Annotated in this window: 16 protein-coding genes; 4 read left to right on the top strand and 12 right to left on the bottom strand. The window is 67.0% G+C overall.

Annotation, left to right across the window (positions count from 1 at the left end):
- Positions 1-65: 65 nt before the first annotated feature.
- The 3 genes from ABNW52_RS04440 to pobA form a co-directional block, all read right to left on the bottom strand.
- The gene (locus ABNW52_RS04440) at positions 66-620 is read right to left on the bottom strand and encodes a YaeQ family protein (RefSeq protein ID WP_349584566.1); all 555 of its coding nucleotides are present in this window, start codon (positions 618-620) and stop codon (positions 66-68) included.
- A 72-nt stretch (positions 621-692) separates the two neighbouring features.
- Positions 693-1,301 carry an FMN-binding negative transcriptional regulator gene (locus tag ABNW52_RS04435; protein ID WP_349584563.1) on the bottom strand — a complete coding sequence of 203 codons (609 nt, stop codon included), beginning with the start codon at positions 1,299-1,301 and terminating at the stop codon, positions 693-695.
- A gap of 158 nt (positions 1,302-1,459) precedes the next feature.
- Entirely contained in the window at positions 1,460-2,650 is a 1,191-nt protein-coding gene (gene pobA, locus ABNW52_RS04430; protein WP_349584560.1) for a 4-hydroxybenzoate 3-monooxygenase, read from the bottom strand.
- A gap of 140 nt (positions 2,651-2,790) precedes the next feature.
- Between pobA and ABNW52_RS04425 the strand changes: the two genes are divergently transcribed.
- From ABNW52_RS04425 to ABNW52_RS04415, 3 genes are all read left to right on the top strand, one after another.
- Positions 2,791-3,657 carry a helix-turn-helix domain-containing protein gene (locus tag ABNW52_RS04425; protein WP_349584557.1) on the top strand — a complete coding sequence of 289 codons (867 nt, stop codon included), beginning with the start codon at positions 2,791-2,793 and terminating at the stop codon, positions 3,655-3,657.
- Between the two features lie 90 nt (positions 3,658-3,747).
- Positions 3,748-4,533 carry a substrate-binding periplasmic protein gene (locus ABNW52_RS04420; RefSeq protein ID WP_349584554.1) on the top strand — a complete coding sequence of 262 codons (786 nt, stop codon included), beginning with the start codon at positions 3,748-3,750 and terminating at the stop codon, positions 4,531-4,533.
- Between the two features lie 57 nt (positions 4,534-4,590).
- Positions 4,591-5,916 carry an aminotransferase-like domain-containing protein gene (locus tag ABNW52_RS04415; protein WP_349584551.1) on the top strand — a complete coding sequence of 442 codons (1,326 nt, stop codon included), beginning with the start codon at positions 4,591-4,593 and terminating at the stop codon, positions 5,914-5,916.
- Here the strand turns inward: ABNW52_RS04415 and ccoG are convergent.
- The 4 genes from ccoG to ABNW52_RS04395 form a co-directional block, all read right to left on the bottom strand.
- Positions 5,913-7,271, bottom strand: a complete 1,359-nt coding sequence (gene ccoG, locus ABNW52_RS04410) for a cytochrome c oxidase accessory protein CcoG (protein ID WP_349584549.1) — start codon at positions 7,269-7,271, stop codon at positions 5,913-5,915. The genes ABNW52_RS04415 and ccoG overlap by 4 nt on opposite strands.
- Before the next feature lie 283 nt (positions 7,272-7,554).
- Positions 7,555-9,393, bottom strand: coding sequence for a sensor domain-containing diguanylate cyclase (locus tag ABNW52_RS04405; protein WP_349584547.1), 1,839 nt, complete (start codon positions 9,391-9,393; stop codon positions 7,555-7,557).
- Positions 9,394-9,535: 142 nt separating this feature from the next.
- A complete protein-coding gene (locus ABNW52_RS04400) occupies positions 9,536-10,165 on the bottom strand; it encodes a LysE family translocator (protein WP_349584544.1) in 630 nt (209 codons plus the stop codon).
- A gap of 67 nt (positions 10,166-10,232) precedes the next feature.
- Positions 10,233-10,742, bottom strand: a complete 510-nt coding sequence (locus tag ABNW52_RS04395; protein ID WP_349584542.1) for a GNAT family N-acetyltransferase — start codon at positions 10,740-10,742, stop codon at positions 10,233-10,235.
- Positions 10,743-11,090: 348 nt separating this feature from the next.
- Between ABNW52_RS04395 and ABNW52_RS04390 the strand changes: the two genes are divergently transcribed.
- Positions 11,091-11,804 carry a pseudouridine synthase gene (locus tag ABNW52_RS04390; protein WP_349584539.1) on the top strand — a complete coding sequence of 238 codons (714 nt, stop codon included), beginning with the start codon at positions 11,091-11,093 and terminating at the stop codon, positions 11,802-11,804.
- 71 nt (positions 11,805-11,875) lie between these two features.
- On the opposite strand, the gene ABNW52_RS04385 is transcribed toward ABNW52_RS04390, so the two are convergent.
- From ABNW52_RS04385 to ABNW52_RS04365, 5 genes are all read right to left on the bottom strand, one after another.
- On the bottom strand, positions 11,876-13,084 hold the full coding sequence (locus tag ABNW52_RS04385) for a heme biosynthesis HemY N-terminal domain-containing protein (RefSeq protein ID WP_349584537.1): 1,209 nt from the start codon (positions 13,082-13,084) through the stop codon (positions 11,876-11,878).
- Positions 13,081-14,112: a uroporphyrinogen-III C-methyltransferase gene (locus ABNW52_RS04380; protein ID WP_349584534.1), complete on the bottom strand. Its 1,032-nt coding sequence runs from the start codon at positions 14,110-14,112 to the stop codon at positions 13,081-13,083. The genes ABNW52_RS04385 and ABNW52_RS04380 overlap by 4 nt, the downstream gene beginning before the upstream one ends.
- Positions 14,113-14,236: 124 nt before the next feature.
- Positions 14,237-14,977, bottom strand: coding sequence for a uroporphyrinogen-III synthase (locus tag ABNW52_RS04375; RefSeq protein ID WP_349584531.1), 741 nt, complete (start codon positions 14,975-14,977; stop codon positions 14,237-14,239).
- 1 nt (position 14,978) lies between these two features.
- A complete protein-coding gene (gene hemC / locus ABNW52_RS04370) occupies positions 14,979-15,914 on the bottom strand; it encodes a hydroxymethylbilane synthase (RefSeq protein WP_349584528.1) in 936 nt (311 codons plus the stop codon).
- A 150-nt stretch (positions 15,915-16,064) separates the two neighbouring features.
- Complete coding sequence (locus tag ABNW52_RS04365; RefSeq protein WP_349584525.1) at positions 16,065-16,958, bottom strand: AEC family transporter; 894 nt, start codon at positions 16,956-16,958, stop codon at positions 16,065-16,067.
- Positions 16,959-17,001: the final 43 nt, after the last annotated feature.

Genomic DNA, 17,001 nt, shown 5'->3' with positions numbered 1-17,001 from the left:
GGGGCCTCTTACGGCACAGCGCTCACTTCAGGCTAGTGCCTGTCATGCCCGACGGCCAAGGCGATTTACCCGCGCTCGCCGCTGCCGTACAGCCGTTGCGGCGTCACGGTAACGCTGCCCTGCTCGCTGCTGAACCACAGCGCGCCGTCCTGCACGGTGGCGGTGAGCTGCATATTGCGCTGGCACAGCGTGGCCAGCTCGGCCAGCGTGTCCGGCGCCACGCTCATGATGTTGAGGTGGTCGAAGCGGCTGGCCTTGCCGGCCATGCCTTCCCACCAGATGTCGGCGGCGCGGCCGCCGTAGCTGTAGATCCACACCGCTTCGGCGCGGCCGCAGATCTGGCGCAGGCGCTTCTCGTCCGGTTCGCCCAGCTCGATCCACTGCTCCACTTCGTCGCCATAGTTCTTGCGCCACAGATCCGGCTCGTCATCGGCGCTGATGCCCTTGCTGAAGTGCAGCCGCTCGTCGGCATGCAGGGCGAATACCGCGAGGCGCAGCATCATGCGCTCGATGGTTTCCGACGGGTGCTGCGCCAGCGTCAGGTTGTGGCTGGCGTAGTAGCCGCGGTCCATGTCGGAAATGGCGAGGTCGGCTTTGTAAATGGTGGCTTTCAGGGCCATGGCGGGCTTTCGGCTAAGGCTGGGAAGGCCGGCAGTATAGACCCCCGGCCCGCTGGCGGCACCTTCGCCGTGTCAGCCGCCGGCTGCGGCCAACATGCGGGCGGCCAGCTGTTGCTGCCCGGCGTCACCCGCCTGCAAGGCGGCGATTACCGCGGCAATGTCTTGCGGCGCGCGGTTCTGGCTGAGTTTTTCCTTCACCTCCCAGCGGCTGACCCGCAGCCGGAAGCCGACGATGCCGCGCTGCATCGCCGCCAGCGCGGCGGCCGGCAGCTGCGCTGGCGACCAGCCGTCCGCGCCTTCGAAGCGCGCGGCCAGCTGCGTCAGCAGCGCGCTCAGCTCGTCGCCGCTCACCGCTTCGGCCTGGCCGTGGGCATGGGCGACGCGGTAGTTCCAGGTCGGCACCATGCCGGGGCTGACATACCAGCGCGGCGAGATGTAGTCGTGCTCACCGTGGAAGATGGCGACGCTGGGGGCGCGCAGCAGCGCGGCGCTGTGGCCGTTGGCGGCGGCCAGGTGGCCCAGCAGGCAATCCGGGTCGTGCGGGTCCGGTAGCAGCAGCAGGTGGCTGAGCCACGGCGTGTCCGGCTGCTGGGTGATCAGGGTGGCAAACGGAAACTCTGCCGCCAGGGTGCGGCCAACGTTGGCCGCAGCGGTAAACGACGGGGGCTGGTAGAACGGCATGCATCACTCCAGGGCAAACAAGGACATGGCGTGATGCTGCCGGACGGGTGGTTCCTTGGTAAGTGCCACTTTCCCGGTGGCAGGGGGAACCAATAAAAAAGCCAGCACCGGCGGTTGCCGTGCTGGCCAAGGCGTGGGGAACGCGGAAAGGGAAAGCGTTAGTCCACTTCGTCGAACGGCAGACCGACGTAGTTTTCGGCGATGGTCTTCAGCCCGGCCGGCGAGCTGGTGTAGTAGTCGTAGTCGGTGCGCTGCATGCGCTTGTCGAAGGCGTCGGCGCCCGGGAAGTCGTGCAGCAGGTTGGTCATGAACCAGGAGAAGCGCTCGGCCTTCCAGATGCGGCGCAGCGCCAGCTCCGAGTACTTTTCCAGCAGCTCGGTGCGGCCTTCCTGGTACACCTTCACCAGGATGCGGTACAGATAGCACACGTCGGAGGCGGCCAGGTTCAGGCCCTTGGCGCCGGTCGGCGGCACGATGTGGGCGGCGTCGCCGACCAGGAACAGCTTGCCGTACTGCATCGGCTCCACCACGTAGCTGCGCAGCGGGGCGATGCTTTTCTCCAGCGACGGGCCGGTCACCAGCTTGGCGGCCACGTCCTGCGGCAGGCGGGTCTTCAGCTCGTCCCAGAAGCGCTGGTCGGACCAGTCTTCCACCTTGTCGGTCAGCGGCACCTGCAGGTAGTAGCGGCTGCGGCTGGCCGAGCGCTGGCTGCACAGCACAAAACCGCGCTCATGCTGGGCGTAGATCAGCTCTTCGTTGACCGGCGGGGTGTCGGACAGCAGGCCCAGCCAGCCGAACGGGTACACGCGCTCGAAGTGGCTGAGTACGTCTTCCGGAATGCTCTTGCGCGACACGCCGTGGAAGCCGTCGCAGCCGGCGATGTAGTCGCAGTCCAGGCGCACGGTTTCGCCGTTTTTCTCGAAGGTGATGTAGGGCTTTTCGCCCTTCAGCTCGTGCGGCTGCACATTCTCGGCTTGGTAGATGGTGGTGGCGCCACAGGCGGCGCGCGCTTCCATCAGGTCGCGGGTGACTTCGGTCTGGCCGTACACCACCACGGTGTCGCCGCCGGTCAGTTCCTTCAGGTTGATGCGGTCGCGCTTGCCGTTGTAGATCAGCTCGATGCCGTCGTGCACCAGGCCTTCGCGGTCCATGCGCTCGGCCACGCCGGCCTCGCGCATCATGTTGACCATGCCCTGCTCCAGCACGCCGGCGCGGATGCGGCCCAGTACGTAATCCGGGGTCTGGCGTTCCAGAATGATGTTGTCGATGCCGGCCTTGTGCAGCAGTTGGCCCAGCAGCAGGCCGGACGGCCCGGCGCCGATGATGGCGACCTTGGTTTTCATGTTCATGCTGACTCCTGTGTGTGTCCCGTTTTGTAGTGGCGCGATTACGTGCCGCGCTGTGACAGTATTTTTCGTCAGGCACCGCAGACAAAACAGGCAATATCGCGTACAAAAACAGGACTTTTGGAAACAAGCGGGAGCGTGCGATGCAAGCAGGACTGGCCGGGGTGCCGGTGTTCAAACTGTATGGCGAAGGCAGTGACTGGCCGACGGTGGATCTGCTGCATTGCGAGACCATTTCCAGTCGCAGCCAGCTGTATGGCTGGGAGATCGAGCGCCATCGCCACAGCGACCTGTGGCAGCTGCTGTACGTGCGCCGCGGCCCGGCCGAGCTGTACGTGGAGGGCCAGCACACGCGGCTGGAGCAGCCGGCGATCCAGCTGGTGCCGGCGCTGAGCGTGCATGGCTTCCGTTTTCATGCCGACATCGAAGGCTATGTGCTGACCCTGGCGGCGCCGCTGGTGAGCTGGCTGCAGCAGGAGCTGGGGGTGTGCGCGCCGGTGCTGCAGCAGCCGCACTGTTTTCCGGTGGCGCGCGGCGGGCATTACCTGGACAGCCTGTTTGCCGCCATCGCCGAGGAATACGCCAACCCGGCGCCGGGGCGCGACGTGCTGCTGCGCTCGCTGGTGTGCGCGCTGCTGGTGTGGCTCAGCCGCCAGCTGCCGCAGGGCGAGGGCCCGGCCGAGCGCCCGGAGCGCGGCAGCCAGCACCTGCAGCGCTTTGGCGCGCTGCTGGAAAAACACTATCGCGAACACTGGGCGGTGAGCCGCTATGCGCACCAGCTGGGGGTGTCCACCGCCTACCTCAACGGCGTCTGCCGCCGCCAGACCGGCCACACCGCACTGCAGCTGCTGCACCAGCGCTTGCTGCTGGAGGCCAAGCGCCTGCTGGTGTACACCACGCTGAACGTGAACCAGATCGCCGACCAGCTGGGCTTCTCCGAGCCGGCGTACTTCATCCGTTTCTTCAAGCGCCTCACCGGACAGACACCGCGCAGCCTGCGGCAGCCCTAGTTGGCCGCACCTGTCCGCTTGTCGTTTGTCGCCGCCACGGCCGCCGGTTTACGCTATGGCTATAAAAAAAGCGGCAACAAGGGGGACACTATGTGGCGCAAGATATTGCTGGCCTGGCTCGGGCTGCTGCCGTGGGCGGCACATGCGGCGGAGGCGCCGCTGAGCGTGCATTTTTCCAATGCGGAATATGCGCCGCTGATCGGCGAAAAACTGCGCTACGGCGGCATCATGAGCCGGCTGGTGAGCGAGGTGTTCCGCCGCAGCAACGTCAAGGTGCGCTACAGCTGGTATCCCAACAACCGCGCCATCCAGCTGGCGCGCAACGGCGACGTGGACGGCAGCGTGGGCTGGACGCCGAACGCGGACCGCCAGCGCGACCTGCTGTTCACCGACGAAGTCCTGCCGTTCCGCATGGTGCTGTTCCAGCGCCGCGGCGAGCGCTACCCGTGGCAGACGCTGGCCGACCTGTCGCGCTACCGTTTCGGCATCACCGCCGGCAATTTCTACTCCGACACCTTTACCCAGCTGCAGGACAAGGGCGTGCTGCAGGTGGACGTGGTCGGCGACGACATCAGCAATCTGCGCAAGTTGGCCGCCGCGCGCATCGACCTGTTTCCGATGGAAAGCGAGGCCGGCATGCTGGCCACCCTGCTCTATCTCAGCCCCAGCCAGGCGGCACGCATCGTGCCGCAGGAGCGCGCCTACTGGAGCACGCCGCTGTGCATCGCCATCTCGCGCAAGCATCCGCGCGCGACCGAGCTGGCGGCGCGCTTCAACCGCGAGCTGAAGAAGATGCGCGACAGCGGCGAGTTTTCCGCGTTGCTGGCGCGCACCCGGCAAGAGGTCTATGCCGCGCTGGAGCGGCGCCAGCGCTGATTCCCCGCCCTGCCCCGCGCACGGCATAATCGCCCTTTTGCGGGTGGAAGACACAGCGTGAGCAAATACGGCCAACTGGTGCAAGGCATCATCAGCGCGATCGAGCGCGGCGACTACCGCCGCGGCGATGCGCTGCCTTCGCTGCGGCAGCTGGTACAGCAGCACACCGTCAGCCTCAACACCGCGCGCCGCGCCTACTACGAGCTGGAGCGGCTGGGCTTTGCCGAGGCGCAGCCGCGGCGCGGCTATGTGGTGGCGGCCGGTGCCAGCGCCGCCGACGACCGGCTGATCGCGCCGTTGGGCGCGCCGTTTCCCCATCCCGCGCTGTACGACACCCGCGCGCTGAGCCACGCCTTCGTCGGCGCCATGCGCCATTACCACCAGGCGCTGGCCGAGCCGGCGCTGGCCGGGCTGCCGGCGCTGCGCCGCCAGCTGGCGCGCAATGCCGCCGCCGAAGGCTGGGAGCTGCACGCCGACGAGGTGCTGATCACCTGCGGCGGCATGGAGGCGCTGTCGCTGGCGATTGCCGCCGTCACCCACGGCGTGGTGCGGCCAACGTTGGCGGTGCTGCTGCCGGCGTTTCCCGGCCTGCTGGGCTGGCTGGCGGAACACGGCGTCGCGCTGTTGCCCTTGCAGCCGGCGGCGGACGGCACGCTGGACACCACCGCGCTGCAGGCGGCGCTGGCGCGCGGCGAGGTGCAGGGCATCGCGCTGATGACGGCGTTCGCCCATCCGCATGGCCGCAGCCTGCCGGCCGCCACGCAGCAGCAGCTGCTGGCGCTGGCCGAGCGTTACGATGTCGCCGTGATCGAAGACGATGCCTACCGCCAGCTGGGGTTTGACGAGCAGATGCCGCTGCCGTTGCGCGCGGCGGACCGTGGCGGCCGCGTGCTGCTGTGCGGCACTTTTTCCAAGTCGCTGGCGCCGGGCTACCGCGTCGGCTGGCTGCTGCCCGGGCGCTATGCCGAGCTGGCGCGGCGGCTGAAAGTGGCGCAGACGCTGGCCAGCCCGCTGCCCAACCAGCTGGCGCTGGCCGAGCTGTTGTCCGGCGGCCGCCACCTGCCCGGCCTGTGCCGGCTGCGGCAGCAACTGGCGGAACGGGTGCGCGCGCTGGAGGCGGCGTTACGGCCGCTGCTGCCGCCGGGTTGCGCGCTGCCGGCGGCCGAAGGGGCGTATTTTGTGTGGCTGGAACAGCTGCCGGCCGACTGCGTGGCGCTGGCGGCCGAGGCGCAGCAGCACGGCATCCAGCTGGCGCCTGGCACGCTGTGCCAGCCGGGCGACGCCGGCCGTCACGCGCTGCGGCTGAATGCCAGCTATTTCGATGCCGCCAGCCAGCAGCCGGCGCTGGACTGGTTGGCGCGCGCACTGCGGCGTGGCACTTAGGGCATCAGCAGCCGCGCTTCTTCGCTGACCTGCTGCCGCGGGTTGGCCGCATCCTGCAGCTGGAAGGTGACTTCGTGACTGCCGCGCGCCAGTACATTGGGATCGGCGGCCACGGTGACGATAAAGCTGCGTTCGCCATCGGCCGGCACGTGCAGCGGCTCGGCCGGCTGCACCGCCACCACGCCCTCGCCGCTCACTGCCAGCCGGTACTGCCGTGCGTCCGGCAAGGTGTTGAAGATGCGCACGGTGTAGGCGTTCTCGATATTGCCGTCCTGGGTTTCGCGTGCCATCACCGCGCGGTCGCGCAGGATGTCGACGCGGAACGGCTGGCGTAGCCACAGGCTGGTGAGCATGGCCAGCGCCACCGCGGCGATCAGCCCGCCGTACACCAGTGCCCGCGGCCGCTGCCACAGCTTGGGTTGCCGCCCTTGCTCCAGCGCGTGCTGGGTGGTGAGGCGGATCAGGCCGCGCGGTGCGGCCAACTTGTCCATCACCTCGTCGCAGGCATCGGCGCACAGGCCGCAGCCGATGCACTCGTACTGCAGCCCGGCGCGGATGTCGATGCCGACCGGACACACCTGCACGCACAGGCCGCAATCCACGCAGTCGCCCTGCGCCGTCAGCGTGGTCGCCTCCTTGCGCCGCGCGCCGCGCGGTTCGCCACGGTTGCTGTCGTAGGCCACCAGCAGGGTGTGGTCATCGAACATCGCACCCTGAAAGCGCGCATACGGGCACATGTGCTTGCACACCTGTTCGCGCAGATGGCCGGCCAGCAGCCAGGTAAGGCCGGCATAGCTCAGCGCGAACAGCGCCTCCCAGGTACCGATGTGGCCGGCGCCAAGGTTGGCCGCCAGTTCGCGCATCGGGGTGAAATAGCCGACCAGGGTCAGGCCGGTCCACAGCGAAAACAGCAGCATCAGGCTTTGCGTGCTGCCCTTCTTCAGCAGCTTTTCCGCCCCCCACGGCGCGGCGTCCAGCTTGCGGCGGGCATTGGGCGGCCCTTCCACCCAGCGCTCCAGCCACAGCATGATCTGGCTGTAGACGGTTTGCGGACAGGAAAAACCGCACCACAGCCGCCCGGCCAGCATGGTCCACAGGAACAGCCCCAGCGCGGCGATGATCAGGCTGCCGGCCAGGTAGATCAGGTCCTGCGGCAACAGCGTCAGGCCGAACAGGTAGCCGCGCATGCTGGCGAAGTCGAAACGCACCGCTTGGCGACCGCCCCACTGCAGCCACGGCAGGCCGAAGTACAGCAGCTGGGTGAGGACGACGAAGGCGATGCGCCAGTTGTTGAAGCGGCCGCTGGTGAGCCGCGGGTAGACCTTGCTGGAAACAAAATGGATGGGGATGGCCATGCTCTGCGCCCGGTGAGTGAACTGGCGCCGAGCTTAGGCAGCGTGCCGCAGCAGAGACAGGCACAGATCGGGGACAAATGGCGGACACAGCCGCGCGCCGGGCGGCCGCGGCCGGGCGCACTGCGGCGGTCAGCCTGCACTGGCGGGCCTTGCCGCGTCACCGGCACGGGGCGGCGGGCATGCGGCCAACGTTTGCGCTGGCGCAAGCTTGCGGCGTTTGGCGGCGCGTTATCCGCCGTGGCATGGTGCCGCGCTGGCGGCGGCGACCGGGCGCGGGTGCTGGCTAGCCGGCGCGCACCAGGTTGCGGCCTTCCTGCTTGGCCAGATACAGCGCGGCATCGGCGCGCGCCATCATCGGCGTGGCGGTGGCGTCGCCCGGATACAGCTCGCTGATGCCGATGCTGACGGTGAACTGCACCGGCTCGCCGCCCAGCGGGTTGCTCAGCTCCAGCGCGGCCACGGCTTCGCGCACCCGCTCCATCACCTGGCGGGCGCTGTAGCGGTCGGTATCCGGCAGCAGAATGGCGAACTCCTCACCGCCCAGCCGGCCGCAGACGTCTTCCAGCCGCACCGCGGTCTGGCAGCAGGCGGCGAAGCGGCGCAGCACCTCGTCGCCGAACGGGTGGCCATAGCGGTCGTTCAACAGCTTGAAGTGATCCAGGTCCAGCATCGCCAGCGACAGCGGCCGTTCCCAGCGATGGCTGCGGGCGATTTCCTCGCTGGTGCGCAGCATGAACTGGCGGCGGTTATACAGTCCGGTCAGCTCATCGGTATTGGCCAGCCGTTGCAGCTCGGCCTGCAGCAGCTTGGCGTTGGTGATGTCGTGCTTGATCGCCACCATGTGCTGTACGCGGCCTTCCGGCGACAGTACCGGCGCCACCGACACGGTTTCCTGGTAGGGGGTGCCATCGCGGTGCTTGCTGGCCAGCTCGCCGCGCCAGGTTTCGCCGGCAATCAGCGATTGCAGCAGTTGGTCTTTCTGCTCCGGGTGCTCGCCCAGCAGCAGCTCATCCAGCGTGGCCTGGCCTTGCACCGCGGTATTGCTGTAGCCGGTCATGCGTTCAAACGCCGGGTTGGCGTATTCCACCACGCCGTTGGCGTTGGCAATGACGATGGCTTCGGCGGCGTGGTCGATGGCCACGCTGCGAATTGCCAGTGCGTCGGCCAGCTGGGTGTTGTGCAGATAGCGGCGGATGCCGTAGCCCAGCAGCAGGTTGACCAGCAGCCAGGTCAGCAGGAATAGCCAGGTCTTGCTCAGCCACGGTTGCAGCAGGGTGTTCTTGTCCAGCCCGACGCTGACCAGCAGCGGCAGGCGTTCCAGCTTGCGGGTGGAGTGCAGCCGGGTGCGGCCATCCAGCGGCGACACCCGCTCGTAGCTGTCTTCGCTGTCGCTGCCTTGCAGCAGTGCGCGGGCGTGACTGTCGAGCAGCGGGGTGGCGGGCAGCGCGGACAGCGACGGCAGGCGCGCCAGCAGTTGCTGCTGGCTGTCGGTAAAGCTGATGGCATCGTAGCGGCTGTTGAATACGTTGCGGTCCAGTTGCTGCTGGAAGTGGCTGGTGCGGATCACGGTGCCGATCAGGCCGATGACGCGGCCGTTCAGCCCGCGTACGCGCTGGGTGGCCACCACCACCGGCTCGCCGCTGGCGCTCTGGAAGCGCGGGCTGACGAAGCGGTCGTCGCGGGTGGGCGTCAGCATGGCCTTGCAATAGCCGGCTTCGCTGGCATCGAAGCCGGGGGAAATCTTGAACGACAGCACCAGGCGGCAGTGGTTATCCACCAGGATCATGTCGTAGGCCTGCGGTACGCCGCGCATGGCGCGCACCAGCCGGCTTTCTAGTGCCGTGCGTTCGGCACCCTCGCGGATGGTGAAATCCTGCTCTTCCAGCTGCTCGGCCAGCATGTTCTGCAGCAGCTCCACCTCGCGAAAATCCTGCTGCATCCACTCGGCAAACAGCAGGCTGTCGATGCGTGCCTGGTTGTAGCCCTGCTCCAGGGTGCTGCGGTAGGAGCTGAATAGCTCCATGCTGCCGACGAGCAGCAGCAGCAGGCTGATCAGGATGCCGGAGGCAGTGATCTTTACACGTTGGCCGTGACTGCCGGCCAGTTGCTGGGTAGGGAGCATGATTGGGTACAAATGGCGATTCTTAAGCCATTCTGGCATGAAGCGGGTGCGGCGGCATGGCTGGCGTTGGCTTTAATGACTTGTCAGCACAATTTATGCAATTGCGCTGACAAGTTGTCGCTTTTGCCGATGCGCGTGGCGGCTAGCGCGTCACCATCAAGCGCAGGCCCAGTGCGATGAACACCGTGCCGGCCAGGCGATCCAGCCACATGCCGCGCCGCGGCGAGGTGTTCAGCCAGCTGCCGGCATGGCCGGCGAAGTAACCGAGGGTGGCGAACAGCAGCGCCGCCTGCAGGGTGAACAGCGCGCCAAGCTGCAGGGTCTGCCAGCCGGCAGCGCCGCCGCTGCTGATGAATTGCGGCAGAAATGCCAGAAAAAACAGAATTACCTTGGGATTGACGGCATTGGCGCACAAACCCTTGCCGAACAGGCGCCACAGCGACGGTGCCGCAGCCGGTTGCCGGCCGCTATGCAGCGTGGCGCCGGCGCTGTGCAGCGCCTGCCAGCCCAGCCACACCAGATAGCCGCCGCCCAGCAGCTTCAACGCCTGCAGGGCCATCGGCGAGGCGGCCAGCAAGGCGCCGACCCCCAGCGCCGCCAGAGCGGTATGGCTGAGGCAGCCCAGCGCACAGCCCAGCCCGAACACCATGCCGGCGCGACGGCCGCGCGCGATGCCCAGGCTCAGCACCATCAGGTTGTCCGGGCCCGGTGACAGTGTGATCAGCACCGCGGCGGGCAGAAAGGCAAGCAACTGTTCCGGGCTAAGCAGCATGGGTGCTCCTGATGGTAATTGATGGTTTTGGCAGTAAAAATCGGGCAACAGCCGTTAACGGCTGCTATCAAGAATGCGGAGCCAGCTTTTTGCCCAGAATGATCAAGTCGCGGCGTACGCCATCCAGCACCGCCACTTGCGGCAGGTTGGCCCACTCGGCAAAACCGAAATGCTGGAACAGTTTCATGCTAGCGGCATTGTGACCAAAGATGAAGCCCAGCAGCGTGTCCACGCCGTAGGCCGGTGCCCGTTCGATGGCTTCCTGCAGCAGGCGACGGCCCAGGCCACGGCCGCGGCAGGCCTCGTCCAGATAGATGCTGACTTCGGCGGTGCCGTTGTAGGCCGGGCGGCCGTAGAAGTCGGACAGGCTGATCCAGCCCAGCATGTGGCCATCCTGCTCGGCCACCCACAGCGGGCGGCGATCCGGGCTGTGGGCGGCAAACCAGTCTTCCCGGCTTGCTACCGATACCGGCTCCAGATCGGCCGTCACCATGCGGCCGGCGATGGTGCTGTTGTAGATGGCAACAATGGCGGGCAGGTCAGCGCGGGTGGCCAGCCGCAGGCTGATTTCAGACATGGTGTTCTCCTTGGGTGGGTGGTGGCGGCCACGAGGCGGCGCGCGGCATGTCGCATTGTGCATGGCCGGATGTCGGCTTGGGAACCGGGTGAACAGCCTGTTTTTACGCTGCAGGTGGCTGGATTTTTGGCTGCTACTTATCTGCTTGCGCGGGCAGGTGGCATGGCCTGTGCGTGTGAATTCGTAATAAATTTACGCTTTACATTTATTTATTACGTAATTAATTGGCCAGCCCCCCCCGCTGCCGCGGGGTTTGGCATTGTGGGAGCGGGTTCCGGCGCCATGGCCGGTGGTTTGGCTGAACGGCCGCCAGCGCGGCCGCAGTGGCGACAATGCTAGAATGGCGCGATGGAACTGTACCGATTGCTGCAACAACAAGGCTTTGGCAGCCGCAAGGAATGCCGGCAACTGATTGACTATGGCCTGGTCGCCGTCGATGGCGTCGATGCGGATGACTGGCGCCAGCAGGTGGATGCGGCCAACGTCCGCAGCCTGACGGTGGACGGCCAGGACTGGCCGCTGCTGACCCTGCCGCTGTATCTGCTGCTGCACAAGCCGGCAGGCTACGAAACCTCGCACAAGCCGGTGCACCATCCCAGCGTGTACCGGCTGCTGCCGCCGCAGATGAGTAATCTGGATCTCAGCGCGGTGGGGCGGCTGGACGTGGATACCACCGGGCTGCTGCTGTTTTCCAGCGATGGCCAGTTCGTGCACGCGATGACGTCGCCGAAGAAGCAGGTACCCAAGCTGTACCGCGTCACCACCAAGCATCCGGTGACCGAGGCGCTGCTGCAGCGCCTGCGCGAGGGCGTGCTGCTGCACGACGAAAACGAAACCCTGCGCGCCGATAGCGTGGCGCAAGTCGGCGACTGTGTGCTGGACATGAGCATCACCCAGGGCAAGTACCACCAGGTGAAGCGCATGGTGGCGGCCGCCGGCAACCGCGTGGCGCAATTGCACCGTCTGGCGCTGGGCGAGGTGACGCTGGGTGATTTGCCGGCCGGGCAGTGGCGGCACCTGAGTGCCGCCGAGTTGGCCGCATTGGGCGTGGCAGCGATCTGAGCGCTGGCGCCCGGCAATAAAAAAACCGCCGTTACCGGCGGTTTTTTGCATTGTGGCTGCCTGGCTAGGCGTTAGCAGCCCTGCTTGAGCGCGATCTCCAGTGCCAGCGCCTGATGCTGCGCGGCCTTGTCCTCGCGGCCGATGGTGTCGAACAGCTGATGCAGCTCGGCGTGGGCGCACAGGGTGGGCTGCAGCGACAGGCTGGCCTCCAGGTAACTCTGCGCCTTGCCCCACAGTTGCTCGGCGCGGGCCAGGCGGCCCAGTGCCAGCAGCAGCATGTGGTCGTGCGGACGGGACTTCAGCCAGTTTTCCGCATCGCGCATCAGCGTCAGCCGGCGCTGGCTGTCGATATGCTCCGCCAGCATGCCCAGCTCGCGCGCCAGTTCCGGCGTGGCCTGCTCGTCGTTGGACAGCGCGCCGGCAATCAGTTCGGCAGCCGCGCCGAAGGCCTGCAGCGCGATCAGCTGCTTGGCAGTGTCGGACACCAGGTCAGGGTTCTGTCGTTCCACTTCCGGAATGCGTTTCAGCCAGCTGCGGACTTCCTGCTCGCTGGTGAAGCTGGCCAGCTGCTGGCGGTAGGCGGCCAGGCGGTAGCGACGTGCCTGCTCGGCTTCCAGCGCATCGGCTTTCAGCAGCTTTTCGGTCAGTTGCAGCACCTGTTCCGGCTGTTTCAGCATCAGGCGGATCTTCAGCTCCAGCCGCAGCGCGGAGGTCAGATTGCTGCTGATGGCGCGGGCGCGCTCGATGGCGGCCAGTGCTTCCAGCGGCTGCTTGGCATCCATGCGGATCTGCGCCTCCACCATGTGGCGCGCCAGCTGGCTGCGCTCCGGCATGCTTTCCAGCCGCGCCAGATAGCCGTCGCGCTTGGCGTTGTCGCCGACGCTGGCGGCGGAACGGGCGGCGATCAGCAGCGCCAGCGCCTGGTTCTCGCTGGAGTATTCGTCGTCGATCGACTTCAGCGCTTCGCGTTCGGCGCGCTGGTAGCGGCCTTCAAACATCGCCAGCGCGGCTTCGCGCAGCGCGTGGCGCGCGGCCTTCAGCTTCTTCTGGCGCTGGAAGGTGCGCACCTCGGCCGGCAGGTTGGCCGCAATGCCGATCAGGCGCAGCGCGCCGTAGGCCAGCAGGATCAGCACTACGATGGCGACGATCAGCAGGTTGAACGACACCTCCATGCGGTACGGCGGCACGAACAGGATGGCGTAACCGGTGTTGAGGGTGGAGGCGAGGCCGATCAGCACCGCCAGGGCAAACAGCCCGACAATCCAGAATACGAATCTCACGGCGCACTCCCGCTGGTGCCTTGCGCGTCACGCACGGCTTTCAGGCTGGCGGACAGGTCCGGCAGGGTGACATTCAGCTGCGCTGCGGCCAGCTCGCCCAGGGTGGCCTGCCATTTCTGCGTCGCCGGTGCATCGCCGTCGAAGTAGCGCTTGGCGTACTGGCCGGCGGCGGCCAGGTCGGCCTGATAGGTGGCGCCATCGCGCTGGGTCAGCGCCAGGCGGGCATCCAGCAGCCGCAGCTTGAGGTTTTCGCGCAGGAAGAACGCCTGCTCCGGCGCCAGCAGCAGCGCTTCCGGCTTGTCCATGCGGCGGATGCGCACCATCTCGCCCAGGCTGTGGCTGACATCGGCCAGCAGCCGCTCCCACCACGGTGCATCGGCCGGCAGCGCGCTTGGCGCAGTGCTGCTGGCCAGGCGGTGATGGTCGATCACCAGCGGCAGCGTTTCCGCACCCAGCATCAGGGTGTCCAGCTTCACCGTCAGGCCGACGCTGTCGAGGTAGGGCAGCGCCTTCAGTGTTTCCAGATCCTTGGCCACGGTCTTTTTCACCGGGATCAGCGCCGGGCTGTCGAAGCGGCCCAGGCGATCGTTGACCATCTCCAGCGCGGTAATGGCGCCGCTGACATTGCCGGCCAGCTGCAGCTGCTGGCTGGCGATTGCCAGCGTGTGCTCCACTTCAGACAGCAGCCAGTCGCTGCGATTCTTGGTCAGTTCCTGGTACATGGCGCCCAGCGTGGCGTACTGACCGGCGGATTCGTTGACGCGCGCTTCCAGCAACGCCAGCTTGGCTTCGGCGGCGCGGGTGGCTGCTAGCGCCTGCTCGGTCTGGGTCTGGATGGCCTTGGTGCTGCCGCCGCTTTCGGCCAGCCGGGTGGCCAGCGCGGTTTGCGCGTCGGTCAGTTGCTGACGGGTTTCGAAATACTGCCAGCCGGTCACGCCCAGCGCCGCGATGGCGATGATCAGCGCCAGATTGACGGATTTCTTGGCGGGCAGGGTGCTGCCGCTGTTGACGGAATTGGCTTCGCTCATGGGATGCAGGTAACCACAAGTTGGCCGCATGGCGCGGCCGGGTTAGCAGGGTGGCGCATTACGCCAGAAACTTTGGGGCATTGTAACGCCCAAGTAGTGGGGCTGCCAGAATTGTGCGCCGCTGCTAAGCGCTCAGCATGCGGGCCACGGCGGCACTGCTGCCATCGCACAACGTGATGCGCTGGGCGCCAAGCGCCTGCAGTCGCTGGGCAATGCGCGGGTGCAGGGTAAAGAAACGCTGTGCGGCCAACGTGGTGATGCCGGCGTGGCCGGCGGCGGCAAACAGCGCCTCGGCCGCCTCGCTGGAGGCCACCAGCAGGCCGGCCAGTTGCCCGCTGTGTTGTAGCTGGCGGAACAGCGCCCAGTCCAGCGGCTGCGGCTGGCGGCGGTAGATGTCGGCATAGCTGACTGTCGCGCCGCGGCTGGCTAGGGTCTCCCCCAGTTGTGCGCGGCCGTCCGCTCCGCGCACGATTAGCCAGTGTTGCCCCGCCAGTTGCAGTAGCGCCGGGTGCGCCAGCAGCGCCGCGCTATCGTTGCCCTGTGCCGGTGCGATGACGGCGCGCTGGCTGCTGGCGGCCAACTTGCCGGCACTGCCGGCACCAACACAGGCTAGCATGGTGCTTGGGGGGAGGCTGGTGGCGATTACCGGCCAGCCGATGTCGATGGCGGACGGGCTGACGAAGATCACCCCGTCGCAGGCGGCGGCCTGCTGCGGCAAGGCCGCCAGCGCCGTGGCATCGGCCACGGTGTCCAGCGCGCAGAACGGCAGGCTGCGGATGCCCAGCGCCGCCAACTCGGCCTGCTGCCGTATGGCCTGCGCCTGTGGCCGAACCAGCAGTAGCGTGGGCGGCAGCGGGGCGGGCATATTACTTGTCGGCTTGTTCGGCAATCACCGCCGCGATCAGCGGGGCGGCGTCCTGCTCCAGCAGCTGCTTGGCGACTGCGCGGCCGAGCGCGTCGGCGTAGTCGCGCGGTGCGCTGGCGCTGGCGGTGAGCATTACCGAGCCGTCCGGGTGGGCGACGAAGCCGCCGAGGGTGATCACGTCGTCGGTGATGGTGGCAAAGCCGCCGATCGGAATCTGGCAGCTGCCGCCCAGCACCCGCGACAGCGAACGCTCGGCGCTAACGCAGGCGGCGGTGTCGGCATGGTTCAGCGGTGCCAGCAGTTCCAGAAGATCGCTGCGGTCGGCGCGGATCTCGATGCCCAGTGCGCCCTGGCCGACGGCCGGCAGGCTCTCGGACGGTGCCAGCTCGGCGCGGATGCGTTCGGCCAGTTCCAGGCGCTTGAGGCCGGCGGCGGCCAGGATGATGGCGTCGAACTCGCCTTCATCCAGCTTGCGCAGCCGGGTCTGCACATTGCCGCGCAGCGGCTTGATGGTCAGGTGCGGGAAGCGGGCGCGGATCTGCGATTCGCGGCGCAGGCTGGAGGTGCCGACCACGGCGCCGGCCGGCAGCTCGTGCAGGCTGCTGTAGTTGTTGGAGACGAAGGCGTCGCGCGGGTCTTCGCGCTCGCAGATGGCGGCCAGGGCAAAGCCTGCCGGCAGGTTCATCGGCACGTCCTTGATGGAGTGCACCGCGATGTCGGCGCGGCCATCCTGCAGTGCCTGTTCCAGCTCCTTCACGAACAGGCCCTTGCCGCCGATCTTGGACAGGGTCTTGTCGAGGATCTGGTCGCCCTGGGTGGTCATGCCGAGGATCTCCACCTGTAGCTGCGGGTACAGGGTTTCGAGGCGGGCCTTGATGTGTTCGGCCTGCCACATGGCGAGTTTGCTTTCGCGACTGGCGATGACGAGCTTGTTCATGACGGGCGGTCCTGCAGGTAAAAAGGGATGGCCGCGATTCTAGCATGGCCGCCCGGCGCCACCTTGACGCAGGGCAGTGTGTGTAGCTGCAACAGTACGTGTAGTTTAACTACACGAAGGCGGATTTTTGCGGCAGGATGAACAAGGCCGTCACTGCAGCCAAGACAGTAGCAGCGGCATGGTCAGCATGGCCGCCAGCGTGGAGCTGGTGACCACTGCCGCCGCCAGTTTGCCGTCGCCCTGCATGCGTACCGCCAGGATGTAGGCCGAGGTGGCGGTGGGCAGCATGCTCATCACCAGCAGCGCCTGGCGATACAGGCCGCTGATGCCCAGCAGCTGGGCCGCCGCCAGCGCGATCAGCGGTGCGACCAGCAGCTTGATGCCGTTCCAGTACAGCAGCGGCGCGGCAAAGCGGCGCAGCGCTTCGAAACGCAGGCCGGCGCCGACGGTGATCAGCCCCAGCGGCAGCGCGGCATCGGCCAGGTGACTGATGGCGGCAAATAGCGGCGCGGGGATGGCCAGGCCGGCAAGGTTGGCCGCCAACCCGCTGCTGATGCCCCAGATGATGGGGTTGCGGATCAGCTCGTGGCCCATGCCGCGGCCGCTGCCGTGCGCCAGCTGCCAGACGGCGAACAGGTTGACGATGGGCACCATGGCGCCGCACAGCAGCGCGATGGTGGCGATGCCGGGCTCGCCCGCCAGCGCGCCCATTACCGCAAACGCCACATAACTGTTAAAACGGTAGGCGCCCTGATTGCCGGCGGCAAACGACGGTTGCGGCAGTTTGAACAATGGTTTGGCGGCGCTGCCCAGCAGGAAGGCGGCGACGGTAAACAACAGGCCGGCGGCCAGCATCGGCACGCTGGCGGCAATATCCAGCGTTGCGTGCGCCAGGGCGCGAAACAGTAACGGTGGAAACAGGATGAAATAGATGAAGCGTTCCGCTTCGGCAAGAAAAGCGGCAGAGATAAAGCCGCTGCGCCGCAGTGCGAAGCCGCACAGGATCAGCAGAAAGTCCGGTAGTAACACGAGGGCTGGATGCATGGCGCTGATTCTGCAGGGATTTGATGACAATGACTATCAGGGA

This window comes from Vogesella oryzagri (genome assembly GCF_040148885.1).
In the GTDB taxonomy this organism is placed as follows: Bacteria; Pseudomonadota; Gammaproteobacteria; order Burkholderiales; family Chromobacteriaceae; genus Vogesella; species Vogesella oryzagri.
This window is presented reverse-complemented; position numbering and strand designations above follow the sequence as displayed.

Bases quoted from the DNA above. Each gene is read 5' to 3' on its own strand.
- ABNW52_RS04405 (WP_349584547.1), bottom strand. From the start codon at position 9,393: ATGCTCCCTACCCAGCAACTGGCCGGCAGTCACGGCCAACGTGTAAAG.
- ABNW52_RS04395 (WP_349584542.1), bottom strand. From the start codon at position 10,742: ATGTCTGAAATCAGCCTGCGGCTGGCCACCCGCGCTGACCTGCCCGCC.
- ABNW52_RS04365 (WP_349584525.1), bottom strand. From the start codon at position 16,958: ATGCATCCAGCCCTCGTGTTACTACCGGACTTTCTGCTGATCCTGTGC.
- hemC (WP_349584528.1), bottom strand. From the start codon at position 15,914: ATGAACAAGCTCGTCATCGCCAGTCGCGAAAGCAAACTCGCCATGTGG.
- ccoG (WP_349584549.1), bottom strand. From the start codon at position 7,271: ATGGCCATCCCCATCCATTTTGTTTCCAGCAAGGTCTACCCGCGGCTC.
- ABNW52_RS04435 (WP_349584563.1), bottom strand. From the start codon at position 1,301: ATGCCGTTCTACCAGCCCCCGTCGTTTACCGCTGCGGCCAACGTTGGC.
- ABNW52_RS04425 (WP_349584557.1), top strand. From the start codon at position 2,791: ATGCAAGCAGGACTGGCCGGGGTGCCGGTGTTCAAACTGTATGGCGAA.
- ABNW52_RS04440 (WP_349584566.1), bottom strand. From the start codon at position 620: ATGGCCCTGAAAGCCACCATTTACAAAGCCGACCTCGCCATTTCCGAC.
- ABNW52_RS04420 (WP_349584554.1), top strand. From the start codon at position 3,748: ATGTGGCGCAAGATATTGCTGGCCTGGCTCGGGCTGCTGCCGTGGGCG.
- ABNW52_RS04380 (WP_349584534.1), bottom strand. From the start codon at position 14,112: ATGAGCGAAGCCAATTCCGTCAACAGCGGCAGCACCCTGCCCGCCAAG.
- ABNW52_RS04400 (WP_349584544.1), bottom strand. From the start codon at position 10,165: ATGCTGCTTAGCCCGGAACAGTTGCTTGCCTTTCTGCCCGCCGCGGTG.
- ABNW52_RS04390 (WP_349584539.1), top strand. From the start codon at position 11,091: ATGGAACTGTACCGATTGCTGCAACAACAAGGCTTTGGCAGCCGCAAG.
- ABNW52_RS04375 (WP_349584531.1), bottom strand. From the start codon at position 14,977: ATGCCCGCCCCGCTGCCGCCCACGCTACTGCTGGTTCGGCCACAGGCG.
- pobA (WP_349584560.1), bottom strand. From the start codon at position 2,650: ATGAACATGAAAACCAAGGTCGCCATCATCGGCGCCGGGCCGTCCGGC.